Origin of the sequence: Ktedonospora formicarum, assembly GCF_016587355.1 — a bacterium.
In the GTDB taxonomy this organism is placed as follows: Bacteria; Chloroflexota; Ktedonobacteria; order Ktedonobacterales; family Ktedonobacteraceae; genus Ktedonobacter; species Ktedonobacter formicarum.
Map to the genome: position 1 here is coordinate 191,076 of NZ_BNJF01000008.1, position 13,151 is coordinate 204,226.

Genomic DNA, 13,151 nt, shown 5'->3' on the forward strand with positions numbered 1-13,151 from the left:
CCGCCTTTCGCTCTCCGTCACCATCCTGCTTCTCCATCAGTTGAAAAAGCTGCTAAAAATTGTGGTAAGGATCTCGGCACTCAGGCGATAAGCTACTGACACACGATGAGAGGAGCAGAAAAGGATGCTCGCTCTCCGTCGATTATTGCAGCGTATGGAGGTCAATCATGGATACATGTCCCTTTTGCACCACCTATAAGGATCTCCCTTCTACTCCAGGCGGAATTCTCTTTGAAGACCGTCTCGTCTATGTGCATCACTACTGTCGGGATGAGGGGCCTAGTTACCTGGGCCATCTCTTGCTGAAGACAAAACGCCATGTTCCCGGTCTGGCGGATCTGACTGAAGCTGAAGGACAAGCAATCGGTCAGAGCATAGCGCGCCTGAGCAAAGCGCTCCAGGCCTGTACAGGTGCGGAGAAAATCTATGCTGAAGCGTACTACGAGGTGGTTCCACATCTTCATCTGCACCTTATGGCCCGCTATCCTGAAACCCCACAGGCGTACTGGCGCTGGAAGATCGGCGAATGGCCTCAAGCGCCTCAAGGGGGGCCTGAAGCAATCGCCGCTCTTTGTGAGCAGATACATGCATATCTTGCACAAACAGTCTCTGGAAGCGTCGAGCCAAATGTTGAGTAGCTCCCGTGAAAGGACATCATGCAATGAACAACACACCAATGAAAGCCCACATCCTCGCACTCCTCCACTTCACGCGTCAACAAGAGTTACATCTCATCGCTAATCTCAGTGACCCGGAGCGCAACGCGACAGGTACACCGAACACTGGGATAACAAAAGGCATGTGGGCAGCAAAAGACTTTGTGGCAAATATGCTGCACTGGAAAGAGTTACAGACTCAAAAGCTGGCCACAGTGCAACGAGGAGAGGTGCCGCCTGATTGGACAGACATGAAAGTGGTCCACCAGATCAACGTCGAGACATTTACCCGCTATCGGACCTCCGCCTTCCAGGCGATAGAAGAAGAGGCGGAACACGTTTTCAATGCCTTCATCACACAGGTGGAAAGGATGAGCGAAGAGGAACTCAACGATCCCCGTTACTACGCCTGGCTGGAAGGAACCCGATTGCGCAATGAAGTCCTGAACTATGGGTTCTGGTATCCCTGCAACCAGCTCACCATATGCGCTTTTCAGCTGGGTAAAAAGCAGCTTGCCTTCCAGCTTCAAGAGGCCCTGGTCGAGGCAGTCCGCCAGAGCGCATTGCCAGATGAGGGCGTCGGGGTCGCCATCTATAACATGGTGTGCTTTTACGCCACAAACGGCAAGCCTGAGAAGGCCCTGCAGCATTTGCCAGAGGCGTTACGCCTGAGACCAACCCTTTTTGAAGTGTCCAAGCGTGATTCCGATCTCGAGAGCCTGCGAACCAACCCCACCTTCCAGGCCATCCTCACTGATCCTGCATTACTGGCTCGCGTGCCTCTGAATGTGCTTGTGAAACCACACGATCTGCACACGAGCCTTCGTGGAGAGGTCCCCCCTCTCGTGATTGATGTCCGTGGGTCCGCAGAGTATGCAGTTGGTCATGTGGAAGGTGCGGTGAATATTCCATTGGGAAACCTCGAAAGCCAGCTCTCACAGATTCCGCACGAGCGACCTGTGGTTACCTATTGTAACATGCACCACCAGGGAGCGTCGCGTGGAGAACTAGCCGCAACCAAGCTTCGTGAGCATGGATACCGGGTGAGTACCTTGGATGGCGGTTATCCCAATTGGAAAGCCCAGGGCTTCCTTATAGAAGCAGCACCCCAAGAGTAAAAGAGAAGCATCGACCAGGGTTACCATGTCGTTTCTCAGCTGTCGTTTCTCAGCTCATGAGCACATTCTCTCCGGAGTAGACGCACGTCTCTCTGATGCTCAGGGTTCACTGCCTGAAAGGGGTGCCGCCACGCTTCTTCATCGTTGAGGAAGCGTGGCGGCACCCCTTTCAGGCAAAACACCTTCGCGAACAGGTGCCTTCCCCTCCATGACCTCCAATGGCCCATTTCCCTTCACGCCACAGGACTTCTAAGCCCTACACATGGGCAAGGACGAGCGCGCCAGCACAACATCCCTTGAAGCGCATCTTCGCCAGGCCCAGGTTGATGGCCGTGCCGAAGTCCGCGTCGGCCCCGCGCTTGAGGCGCTTCCCCTGTTAGTGGAAGAAGAGCCGTTCGACTTGATCTTTATCGACGCCGCCAAAGACGCCTATCCGCAGTACCTTGAATGGGCGATCAAACTCTCACGCCCTGGCAGTATCATTGTTACCGATAATTGTGTCCTGGGTGGAGATGGGCTAGGAGACGAACACGAGTCCGTGAACTCACGCGGTGCGGGTGCGCGCAGGTACAACCACAGGGCAAGCAGCGATCCCGCCCTGTGCTCAATCGCTCTCCCTTTGAGCAGTGAGATGACGGTTGCCGTCGTTCTGACAAAGGCGGAGGCTACCCCAGAGGTATAGCTGTGGTATACTTACTGGTTCCACAACGGAGTGGGAGGCAAGTGTGCCTCCCACTCCGTTGTGTCTGTCCTCCGCGTGGTAGCGATGGGTCTTTCTCTCAACTAAAACGTCACGAGCAGGGCAGCCAGACTTCGTGAATTCAGGCTGAAGTGCCAGGTGATGTTCTCACGGGGAATGTTCAGCCGCAGATTAGGCATGCGCTTGAGCAGGGTAGTAAAGGCAATGCTTCCTTCCAGGCGGGCCAGCGGCGCACCCAGACAGGTATGGATGCCATACCCGAAGGCGAGATGGCGCTCCAGTGTGCGCGTAATGTCCAGTTCCTCTGGCTGGGGAAACTGGCGCTCGTCGTGATTCGCCGAGAGCAGGATGGGGAAGACCACATCCCCTCGCTTGATCTGCTGCCCGGCCAGCTCAATATCTTCCCTGGCGTAGCGCGGTCCCGCGATGGTGGCCGGTCCATTGAAGCGTAGCAGTTCTTCGACCGCCGCAGGTACCAGGCTAGGGTCCGCTTTGAGCTTCGCAAGTTGATCAGGGCGATCTAGCAGCATCAAGGTGCCAGTAGCGATCAGGTTCGAGGTTGTCTCGTGGCCAGCAAAGATCAGCAGAGTGATCGTCGAGAGCAGTTCCGCTTCGCTGAGCCGATCCCCTTCCTCTTCGATGGCGATCATCTGACTGATCAAATCATCGCCAGGATGCTGGCGTTTCTCGGCTACCAGGCGCGCGGTGTATTCCCCGAAGGCGCGCATATGAGCCTGGGCCTGCGGATCGCGCTTGCCCACGCCCAGACCATGTGCCAGTGCCTCCGACCAGACGCGAATCTGCGCCCAGTCTGCTTGAGGAATCCCCAGCATCTCCGCAATGACATTGATGGGTAGGGGAAAGGCATAGTCCTTGACGATCTCCATCTGGCCCTGCGCTTGCACGCGGTCGAGCAACTCATCGGCGATCTCCTGCACGCGCGGGCGTAAGCCTTCGATGTACCTGGGGGTAAAGGCTTTGGACACCAGCAGGCGTAGGCGTCGATGGTCGGGATCATCGACCGTGAGCATCGTTTTGGAGGTAAAGAATGTAGGCGCGTCGGAGTTCTCGGAGGAGTTGCGCCCAAAGGGGCCAGCGATACCGATGGAACTTGGGTCGACGGTAAAGTGGGCATGATCTCTGAGCACCTGCGCTGCCTCTTCCATGCGCGTCACCAACCATGCCCGGCTACCCATTCCCGGGATGGGAAACGGTATAGGCAAAACGGGGCTCGTAGACCGCATCTGCGCGAGCAACGCAAAAGGGCTCGCAACCAGTTCAGGGTTATCACCGCTAAACAGGCTGAATATATCTTTCTCTGATACAGCCGGATTCGGAGTACTCATAACGATCTTCCTTTCGTTCGTGTATTCTTCCTCAATGGTTGTCTTAGTAGTCCGTCAAACTGCGTTTGTAAGGTGTGCCGTCTGCGGCGGCAGGGGAAGAGAGACACAGAGGGGCTGACTCCCCTCTGCACGCCTTGCTCTTTCAACCTTACGTTCTACGGCGGATAACGGTGTAGAGGAGTTGACATCCTTCTGCACGCCCCGCTCTTTCAACCTTACGTTTGTACATTGACAGGCTACCAGGCAGAAGCACTCGTCCCTGTTGGTGTTCCTGCTTGGTAGGAAGAGTGTGCGAGACTTACCAGGTTACGGGAAGATGCGCGGGGCCAAACGTTAGTGTCTCATCTTCGCGCCAGGGAACCTCCGAGGGCGCGACCGCCAAGTGGACGTTTGGCAGCCTGGTGAGTAACGTCTGCCAGAGGACTTGCAATTCCATGCGGGCGATCTGCTGACCCAGGCACGCGTGAATGCCACGCCCAAAGCTCATAATGGGCTGCATGTCTCGATCAAAGCGAATTTCGCGGGCATCGGGGAACACGGCGAGATCGTAGTTGGCGGCATGCGTCGTGAGGAAGACGACTTCCCCGGCTGGAACCGTTGTCTCACCCAATTGCACCGGCTCGCGGGTGATGCGTGGTCGACCATGCCCAATCGGGGTAACGCGCAAGATCTCTTCTATGGCCTTCGCCAACTGTTCTGGCTGATCCAGGTGTGTCCGCAACTGCGCCACCAGCTCCGGTTGTTGCAGGAGAATGAAAGCCGAGTTCGTAAAGGTCGTGCTCACTGTTTCAAAGCCAGCCCCGATTATCGCCATGGCAAACCCATACATTTCGGGCTCCGTCATCACCTCGTCCCCTTGTTTCTGGGCTCGGACAAGCAGACCAAGGATATTCTCTCCTGGATTTGCTTGCGCCTCTTTGATAATGGGCGTGAGATATTGCATCAGCTTCATGGCCTGAGTCCGCTTCTCCTCGGAGCTGGCTGTCGTCGAAATCATGATGCGTGCGGATTCGCGATACAAGTGTTCTTCCTGCTGAGGAATCCCCAGCATTTCACAGAGCACCGTCATCGGGACCCGGATCGCGTAGTCCTCAAACAGATCAGTGGGAGGGCCTTTCCGCTCCATGTCATCCACCAGGCCATGAGTGACCTCAACCACCCGCGAACGCAGCTTATTGGCCGCTGGCACCGAAAAGGCCGGGCCGATCACGCGGCGAAGTTTGTTATGCCGTGCATCGGAGACAGTAAAAAGCGATGCTGCCTCTGAGCCTTCCGTTCCGGTGACGTTGCCAGCTTCCAGGCGAGGCACATCGCCATCGGAAGCCTGGATAGCGCCGCATTTCGGGTCCGCAAAGGCCTGGGCAACCTCATTGTAACGGGTGGGCATAAACGCATCGCCACCATAGGGCATATGGACCCTGGCAACTGGACACTGTTGGCGGAGGCGATCATACTCCTCGGGCAGTTGCAGGCTATGATCGGCAAACGGAAAGGGATACGAAGGAAGCTTCTCCTGGTTGGCTTCATTAGCAGATGTCAATTGATCCTGACTCATCTATATATTCTCCAATCTCTATGCGCTTCTGGCCGAAAGCCGGGAGCGTGGGGCTCTTTTGGCGGATGTTTTCAAAGACAATGGGGATGGCGCAGAACACGTCTGTCCTGCGGGTTCACTTCCTCTTTGGGACTGGCTCTTTGCGAACGGAACGATCACAGCCCCTCGTCATCCGTGGTCAGGGTCAGTTCGGAGAGGTCATCTTCCTCTTCCACGACAAAGACCTGGGAAGGGCACGCCACGACCGCTTGCTGCACCTTCTGCAACTGGTCCAGGGAAGGGTGCTCCTGGACCAACTCCACGACACCATCACTGTCGCGCTGGTTAAATACCTGGCTCGCGGCCAGGACGCAGGCTCCACTGGCAATACATCTATTTCTCAAGGCGATGACTTTCATTGCTCTTGTTTTTTCCTTTCACGTGGATGTGTTTTCCTGATCATCTTACAGGACACCAGAAACATTTTGTGGTTTGAGATCCGGTTGGTCGTCCTCGTATGGCGTATATGCCGCAAGCAATTGTTGTCGATAGGAGAGGAGTTGCTTCGGGCTATTCCAGCCCAACACCGCGACGAGGCGTTCGCTTTCGTAATAGGCCGCGACAAAGCGATCTTCGTGCAGCGCCCCCTCCATGATCCGAAGTTCCGCTCCACGGGATGCCACGCCATACATCTGGATCTTCACGTCAAATTGATCGCTCCAGAAGAAGGGCATCGGCGCGAAGGGCTGCCGCTCACCGAGGATGTTGCGCGCAATAGCCTGTCCCTGTTCAGTGGCGTTCATCCGATGCTCCAGGCGCACCTGCCGCTTGAGCTGCGGATGGTACCAGTTCGCCACGTCTCCCGCGGCATAGATGTCCGGGGCAGCTTCACAGAAGGCGTCGCACACAATGCCGTTCTGGAGCGTCAGGCCGCTGTCTTCAAGCCACTTCACATTGGGCTGTGCCCCGATGGCGACCAGCACCACGTCCGCTGGCACGGTCGAGCCATCCTCCAACACAACCTCTTTGACAGCACCTCCAAGCCCCTGCTCCTGGTCGCCGACCAGGCGGCGTACCCCGATACCGTTACGCAAACGTACCCCGTGGGCTGTTTGCAGGCGCATGACGCGTTCTCCGATTGCTCTGCCGAGAGGCCCTTCCAGGCAGATTGGCAAGGGCTCGATCACCTCGACATCCAGACCCAACTGGTGGGCCGTCGCGGCCGCTTCTAAGCCCAGAAAGCCTCCACCAACAATGACCAGTCGCTTCCCCGGTACGAGCGCCTGGCGCAAGGCGCGCGCCTGGTCCAGGGTCCTCAGGACAAAGACGCCTTGCAGATGATGCCCTGAAGAGAGGTAACGTGGCGTCAGACCGGTTGCGATGACCGCCACATCAAAGTCCAGGCGCTGATCATCAGAGAGGTCAACGCGGTGCCCGGCGATATCCAGATGGTTTGCCTCAACGCCATGAAACCACACAAGGGCCAGCTTCTCCAGGACAGATGACGAACGAAATAGCACCTTCTCCGGTGCCCAGGTGCCAGCAAGCACCTGTTTGGACAGAGGGGGACGATCATACGGAAGCGTCTGCTCCGCGTTCACCATCATGATTGTTTCCTCAAATCCGAGTCGCCGCAATGTCTCTGCGGCTGTGAGACCGGCGGCCCCGGTCCCGATAATCGCGATCCTGTTGAGATTCCTCATCTCCGATTTCCTTTGCTAGGGGTGAAAGTGGGCCTCTTTCTACGAAAGATTTCCTTCAGTAAAAAGAGCCATAAAGAGCTGCGAGCACGGAGCGAGGAAGGTCAGGCCGCGAACCAGCCGCCATCAACGGGAAGAATGGCTCCATTGAGATAACCGGCATCTTTGGAGGCGAGAAAAGCAATAGCGGCGGCAATCTCTTCAGGCGCGGCGATACGCGAAGGGGCGCTGCCTTGTATGAACGGCATCACCCTGCTGAGGCCAGCTTCATGTGGAGTGCCACTGCCAGCACCAATGGCAGTGGCTACTGATCCAGGGCAGACCGCATTACAACGAATGCCGCGTTCCCCATAATGGAAGGCAATGCTCTTCGTCAATCCCACAACCCCGTGTTTGGAGACCGTATAAGCCGTTCCCGCGGACCCTCCGCGTAATCCAGCTTCCGAAGCGGTATTGACGATACTGCCTGAGCCCTGTTCTAAGAACAGCGGGATCGCTCGTCGACACGCCAGAAAAGGTCCATTCAAGTTGATGGCAAGGACACGCTCCCATAAGTCGAGAGGAACATCGGCGGCGGGCGTCATGAGATCCATAATGCCCGCGTTATTGCAGAGGATATCGAGTCGTCCATAGGTAGATGTAGCGGTGGTGAGCATGGCTTCCACGTCATTGTCTGACGCCACATTGGCGACACAGGCAGTGACTTTCGCTCCCTGTAGCTCCAGTTCCGTGACCAGAGCCTTGAGCGGAGCTTCAACAATATCCACTGCGACCACGGCTGCTCCCTCAGTCACAAAGCGCTGGACCAGCGCGCGACCAATGCCAGACGCGGCACCAGTGACTAATGCGACCTGTTGTTCAAAACGCATACGATTTTTCTCCTCAAAGCAGACCACTCGCACAAAGGTGAGAGATCGGGTATACTGTTTCTACTTGACACATGTGTCACTTTGTATTGTAGTGCCATTGAGCAGCATAAGTCAATAGAAGAAAAAAGTAAAATGAATGACATAATTTTCTCTCAAGATGATGTAGCACAACCGCTGAGTTTGCGAGAACGCAAGAAACACCTGGTACAAACGACCATTGAAGAAACGGCACTTCGACTTTTTCAGCAACAGGGGTATGAGCAAACCTCTATCCAGGACATTGCTAACGCGGTAATGATGTCAACGCGCACCTTTTTTCGCTACTTTGCCTCCAAGGAGGAAGTGCTCTTTGGGCCAATGTTCTCGACCCTGAGGGGTGTGGTCCACTCCCTACAGCAAGTTGCGCCAACAGAGTCGCCGCACGCGGCACTGAGAGCAACCCTTCTGCACCTGGCAAGTCAGTATCAGCAGCAGAGAGCCAGTTTTCTGATTCGCTATCAATTGGCAGTGCGGACACCATCAATCGCTTCCATCTATCTCCATGCTCTGATGGAGATAGAGCTGGAAATCTGCGATGCTCTTTGTTCCCGCCTGGAAGCTGCCACGAACCGCAATGAGATGCGCGTGCTGGTTGGCATCTACATGACCGCGTTTCGTGTGGCTGTTATGGCGTGGCTTGAGCATGAAGCGCAGGGAGATCTAGTCTCCTTGTTTCAAGAGCACCTGGGTTACTGCTCGGCTCTCGCCCACAATGTCTAGATAAAAGATAAACCGTACCCTTTCTCAGGGTAGCAGCCTGAGGAAAAACACCACCTTAGATAGTGTCAGGCTCCCATTACATCGAGACACGCAGCGCGAGGCGGGTGAACATGCATACGCTGGCGGCGAGCATGATGAAGGCCTCCGAGCTTTCGGGCAATCCCTCGTGATCACGACAGAGCCGACGGAAACGCACCAATGAGCTAAAGGTCCGCTCGACCACCCATCTCCTGGGCAAGAGGCGAAACCCTTTGGGAAAGAGCGTGTCCCAGCCAACGGTGCTGAACCACTAACACATCGGCAAAAAAATGCCCAATCTCATGGGCAATCACATAATTTGTCAGGGAGGGGGAGAGAGCCTCATTAAAAAGGATCACATTTGATGGAGGGCCAAGATGCAGAAGACCGTACAACGGACGGTCGGGTCCCAACCAATCATCTTGCAATGCTTTGCCTTCAAGGGCGCACAAAAATGCGTGAGCACATCGTACGCTTAAGTTGGGTCGGGCGAGGATGGGAATATCGAGTCCATAGGCAGCCAAGGTCGCGATATCGCAAGGAAATTGACTCAACAATTCTTCCGTTTCGGGTTTCTGGCTGAGGAGTGTTTCTAACATATGAGCCAGCCAAATCGGATGCGCTAAAAACTCAGGAACCTCTACGTCCTAGCTCATTCTCGCGATGTCTCCTCCGTATCTGAGAATGGTGCATCAAATGCTGCCTCATAAACAATCCAACTACTCCTCTCCGGCCAAGCCTCCTCTAGATTTCTTGCCAGTCTGAGGATTTGCATAAAACGGAACTCCTGCTTAACAAAGAACTCCTTATGAAAGTGAGTTTCCGGAGTAACCGCGCTTTTGCATTCTTCACATCATTCTCAACACTCTCAACGGGACCATAGCGAGGGTACTGCCAACTTAAACGGAAAGCCTCCAAAAAGCAGGACGGTATGATACAATCGACGCATGAAAATGAATGAAGCAGCTTTCCTCTACAAAGGTTTCCGTTTTCCCTCCGAAATTATCAGTCACGCTGTCTGGTTGTATGTTCGCTTCTCGCTCAGTTTTCGCGATGTGGAAGAGCTTTTAGCACAACGAGGAATTGTCGTGACCTATGAGACAGTCCGGCAATGAGGTCTCAAATTTGGGCAAATGTGCGCCAATGCATTGCGCCATCGTCGTCCTCGCTGTGGCGACACGTGGCATTGGACGAAGTTTTCCTTCCCATCAGGGGCAAGAAGCACTATCTGTGGCGTGCAATAGATCAGAATGGCAACATGTTGGATATCCTCGTGCAGAGCCAGCGCAACACAAAGGCTGCCACACGCTTTTTCTGCAAAGTGCTCCACTCCACTGCGGATGTAGCCCCTCAAGCTCATCCCAGCGAGGAACAGGGAGCGCAGCTCACGGCTCGGACGGTTCCCACTTCCATGATACTGACTCCTCGTGTGATCAATGTTGATAACAACGCGGCCTTTCCCAAAGCCATTGCCGACTTGAAAGCCGCTGGTGTCCTGCCTCAGCACATAGAAAAAGTAGCGGTACGCCAGCCCTTGACTGACGTTTGCTTCCGCAGCAATGTCAGCAATGGTCATCGCCCTGCCTTGGCGTACAAAAACCTTGCGGGCGGCATCCAGAAGTTTGGCGCGTCGCGCCTCGCGAATTTCATGATTTGCAGTTGTTGTCCGGGGCATGTTCCGATTCTCTCTTTGAATAAATTTTCATTCATAATTATAGGATGCACTGCCCGCGCGCCCTGGCCGACTTACGGGCGGGGAAGCCACTGGTTTTTGCTGGGCTCGCAGTGAGCAGGGACGGTCTCAGTACGCGTGATTCCAGGATCGGTTGGCAGTGGAGAGAAAGGGTAACGGTAGGCCTGGAAACGTTGCGCCCACCGACATTCTCAACGGCAAGAGGGTAATGCTCACCCTCTCTTACAGGCTCGTAGTATCCAGGCTCTCAAACCACTGGAAAGAAATCGTTGAGGCTATGTGTGATAATACTGCTTTAGTGCGTATTTCTGTGTACCTGTTGTTTCCCGCGTGCGTTCACCAAAGTCACGCCGGAGATGGCGATTAGACCACCAGACAACGCAAGCCATGTCGGCCACTCACCCAACCAGAACCATGCGATACCAAGTGTTACTACCGGAACAAGATATAGAAAACTCGCCGCGCGGGTGGCGGAAATGCTAGCAAGTGCATATGCCCAACTGACATAGCCGAGGGCCGCTGGAAAAATTCCAAGATAGATAACTGCCGCTGTCTCAGAGAATGGTGCTGTTTGTACAGTGGTCACCAAGCCGGGAGTAAAGGCCAGGAGCACAAACGTACCAGCCCAGATAGCATATGTGGTACACTGCAACGCGGTATAGCGCCCAAGATACGGCTTCTGCCAGACAAAATAGAGGCTCTGAGCAAGGGCAGCACATAAGATGAGCAAAGCCCCAGGAGAAAAAGAGATTCCATTCCCAGTACTTAGAGAAATGAGCGAAACACCTAGAACACAGATAAGAATTCCTACCCACCCCCAAATACGCAGGCGCTCCTTTAAGAAGACCATCGAGAGGAGCGCCGTGAGAATAGGATTGGTATTAACAAGAAAGCTGGAGAGTCCAGCGGAAACGCTGAGTTCTCCCATATTTAATACGACGTTATAGAGCGCAATCCCAACAATCCCCGTCAGCGCAAGACCGGGCACATCGCGCCACCTTGGAAGTGGCATTCGCGTCACAAGAGCAACAAGAGCAACCACAAGGGAGGCTGTAAGATACCGCAACAATGCGAGATGTGTTGGGCTATACCCATGTAGTCCAACACGAATTCCGACAAAAGAGGATGCCCAACAGCAAATCGTGATTCCGATGGCAAGAGCCGTTCTCATCTTAAAACGCGCCTGGGTATTCGCCACGGCAAAGATTTCATGAGAGCCAATGTCCGCATCCTTTGTTCTTTGAGAAAGCTTCATTTTATTTTCTCCAATGTATCCTCATCCTGATGTAATACTATCCGTAAGTAGCGTTTTTTTACAACCATGATGCATCACGAAAAGAAGAATGCATCGATAAACTTGTACTTATTATAGGTGCATGTTACGATCATGTCTAACGATTTAATTTGATCATACTGATCGCCAAATTTGATCAATGGAGGAAATGGCATGGACTTTCGTCAACTCACCACCTTTCGTACGCTCGCTCTGACCCTTAACTTCCATCAAGCTGCTGAACAATTAGATTATGTCCAATCAACTGTGACAGCCCAGATCCAGGCCCTAGAGGAAGACTTGGGAACGCGTCTTTTTGATAGGCTGGGGAGATATATCAAGCTGACAGAGGCCGGAGAACGCTTGCTTCCTTATACGGAACAACTACTCACAATAGCTGAAGAGGCACGGACCGCGGTATCAGGACAAAAGGGGTACACTGGCACACTGACAATTGGAGCAACCGAAACGTTGTGTACCTATCGCCTGCCCGCAGTGCTTCACCAGTTCCGCCTCACGTATCCACAAGTCCGGCTTCTACTCACACCTTCACCCTTTTCCTCCCTGCGCCGCCTCGTCAGCGACGGTCAGGTCGATCTCGCCTTTCTGATGGAAGAGCCAATTACAGCCACCGCACTACATGCCGAATCACTTCTGGCTGAATCCATCCTTCTAGTCGCTTCCGCCGACCATCCACTGGCTCGGTACTCTGCAATCCTGCCATCTGATCTGGAAAACGAAACCCTGTTGATGACAGAGGCAGGATGTAGCTATCGCCTACAGTTCCAACATCAACTGAATAAAGCTGGCATCCAACCAACAACAATCATGGAATTTGAGAGCATTGAGGCAATCAAGCAGTGCACACTCATAGGCATGGGAATCGCGATCCTACCAGCAATTACTGTCACAACCGAGATTCAACAGGGAAAACTGGTAGTCCTGCCTTGGAGCGGAGAACCTATCGGCCTGATCATGCAGATGATTTGGCACAAACAGAAATGGCTCTCACCTGTGCTTCAGGCTTTCTTACAAGTCGCCAGGAACAACCTGGTACAACCCACTCGCTCCTGATACAGCTCTCATGAAATACATCTTCCGGAAGACGCTGGCCTGTTAAGGTCCGCCATATCAGCAAGCTGAATACGTGGTTTTGGGGGGCCATGGCATGTCCTTACGAGGAGGCAACGAGCTCTCTCCCTTGTTCATTCGTCATCGTACCACCTCACGTTGGAAGCAATAGAACCAGTTGCTTTTGGAGCTACACTGCCAGCAGCACCGTCCTCGACGTCTGCACCACTTTGAACCAACGTCTTAGAAGGACCCATTCATTTTGAGCAGGAATATGCTGAGCCTCTTCTCTGTTGTAAACAGTCGTGGCATGATCATGTCTCACTTTGGAAAGAAGTTCAAAGCGAAAGGATAGATTGTAAGATGTTCAAATTCCCATGGACTCAGGTATCCAAGGGTTGAGTGGCGTCGTAC

The 13,151-nt window shown here is 54.1% G+C and carries 12 protein-coding genes and 3 pseudogenes; 6 read left to right on the forward strand and 9 right to left on the reverse strand.

Going from position 1 to position 13,151, the window contains the following annotated elements; all coding sequences use genetic code 11:
- Window positions 1-167: 167 nt before the first annotated feature.
- The 3 genes from K3T82_RS42295 (at window position 168) to K3T82_RS42305 (ending at window position 2,456) form a co-directional block, all read left to right on the forward strand.
- A complete protein-coding gene (locus K3T82_RS42295; RefSeq protein WP_220199487.1) occupies window positions 168-638 on the forward strand; it encodes an HIT family protein in 471 nt (156 codons plus the stop codon).
- Between the two features lie 23 nt (window positions 639-661).
- Window positions 662-1,774 (forward strand): rhodanese-like domain-containing protein, encoded by a 1,113-nt coding sequence (locus K3T82_RS42300; RefSeq protein WP_220199488.1) that lies wholly within the window; start codon window positions 662-664, stop codon window positions 1,772-1,774.
- A 262-nt stretch (window positions 1,775-2,036) separates the two neighbouring features.
- Window positions 2,037-2,456, forward strand: a complete 420-nt coding sequence (locus K3T82_RS42305) for an O-methyltransferase (RefSeq protein ID WP_220199489.1) — start codon at window positions 2,037-2,039, stop codon at window positions 2,454-2,456.
- A 101-nt stretch (window positions 2,457-2,557) separates the two neighbouring features.
- Here K3T82_RS42305 and K3T82_RS42310 read toward each other — a convergent pair whose 3' ends face one another.
- The 5 genes from K3T82_RS42310 to K3T82_RS42330 form a co-directional block, all read right to left on the reverse strand.
- Window positions 2,558-3,820: a cytochrome P450 family protein gene (locus tag K3T82_RS42310; protein WP_220199490.1), complete on the reverse strand. Its 1,263-nt coding sequence runs from the start codon at window positions 3,818-3,820 to the stop codon at window positions 2,558-2,560.
- A gap of 298 nt (window positions 3,821-4,118) precedes the next feature.
- Entirely contained in the window at window positions 4,119-5,375 is a 1,257-nt protein-coding gene (locus K3T82_RS42315) for a cytochrome P450 (RefSeq protein ID WP_220199491.1), read from the reverse strand.
- A 155-nt stretch (window positions 5,376-5,530) separates the two neighbouring features.
- Window positions 5,531-5,773: a ferredoxin gene (locus K3T82_RS42320; protein WP_220199492.1), complete on the reverse strand. Its 243-nt coding sequence runs from the start codon at window positions 5,771-5,773 to the stop codon at window positions 5,531-5,533.
- Between the two features lie 45 nt (window positions 5,774-5,818).
- Window positions 5,819-7,057 (reverse strand): NAD(P)/FAD-dependent oxidoreductase, encoded by a 1,239-nt coding sequence (locus tag K3T82_RS42325; RefSeq protein ID WP_220199493.1) that lies wholly within the window; start codon window positions 7,055-7,057, stop codon window positions 5,819-5,821.
- 101 nt (window positions 7,058-7,158) lie between these two features.
- On the reverse strand, window positions 7,159-7,923 hold the full coding sequence (locus K3T82_RS42330) for a glucose 1-dehydrogenase (RefSeq protein ID WP_220199494.1): 765 nt from the start codon (window positions 7,921-7,923) through the stop codon (window positions 7,159-7,161).
- Between the two features lie 132 nt (window positions 7,924-8,055).
- Here K3T82_RS42330 and K3T82_RS42335 point away from each other — a divergent pair, with 132 nt between their 5' ends.
- The gene (locus tag K3T82_RS42335; protein WP_220199495.1) at window positions 8,056-8,682 is read left to right on the forward strand and encodes a TetR family transcriptional regulator; all 627 of its coding nucleotides are present in this window, start codon (window positions 8,056-8,058) and stop codon (window positions 8,680-8,682) included.
- 76 nt (window positions 8,683-8,758) lie between these two features.
- Here K3T82_RS42335 and K3T82_RS42340 read toward each other — a convergent pair.
- Window positions 8,759-8,935 (reverse strand): annotated as a pseudogene (locus tag K3T82_RS42340) (transposase); the annotation flags it as partial.
- On the reverse strand, window positions 8,886-9,299 hold the full coding sequence (locus K3T82_RS42345) for a hypothetical protein (protein WP_220199496.1): 414 nt from the start codon (window positions 9,297-9,299) through the stop codon (window positions 8,886-8,888). The gene K3T82_RS42345 and the pseudogene K3T82_RS42340, both read right to left, overlap by 50 nt.
- A gap of 348 nt (window positions 9,300-9,647) precedes the next feature.
- Between K3T82_RS42345 and K3T82_RS42350 the strand changes: the two are divergent.
- Window positions 9,648-10,027: pseudogene (locus K3T82_RS42350) on the forward strand (IS6 family transposase); the annotation flags it as partial.
- Between the two features lie 198 nt (window positions 10,028-10,225).
- Here K3T82_RS42350 and K3T82_RS49510 read toward each other — a convergent pair.
- Window positions 10,226-10,375 (reverse strand): annotated as a pseudogene (locus K3T82_RS49510) (TetR family transcriptional regulator); the annotation flags it as partial.
- Between the two features lie 313 nt (window positions 10,376-10,688).
- Window positions 10,689-11,648, reverse strand: a complete 960-nt coding sequence (locus tag K3T82_RS42360) for a DMT family transporter (RefSeq protein ID WP_220199497.1) — start codon at window positions 11,646-11,648, stop codon at window positions 10,689-10,691.
- A gap of 192 nt (window positions 11,649-11,840) precedes the next feature.
- Here K3T82_RS42360 and K3T82_RS42365 point away from each other — a divergent pair, with 192 nt between their 5' ends.
- Complete coding sequence (locus K3T82_RS42365; protein ID WP_220199498.1) at window positions 11,841-12,740, forward strand: LysR family transcriptional regulator; 900 nt, start codon at window positions 11,841-11,843, stop codon at window positions 12,738-12,740.
- Window positions 12,741-13,151 lie beyond the last annotated feature (411 nt).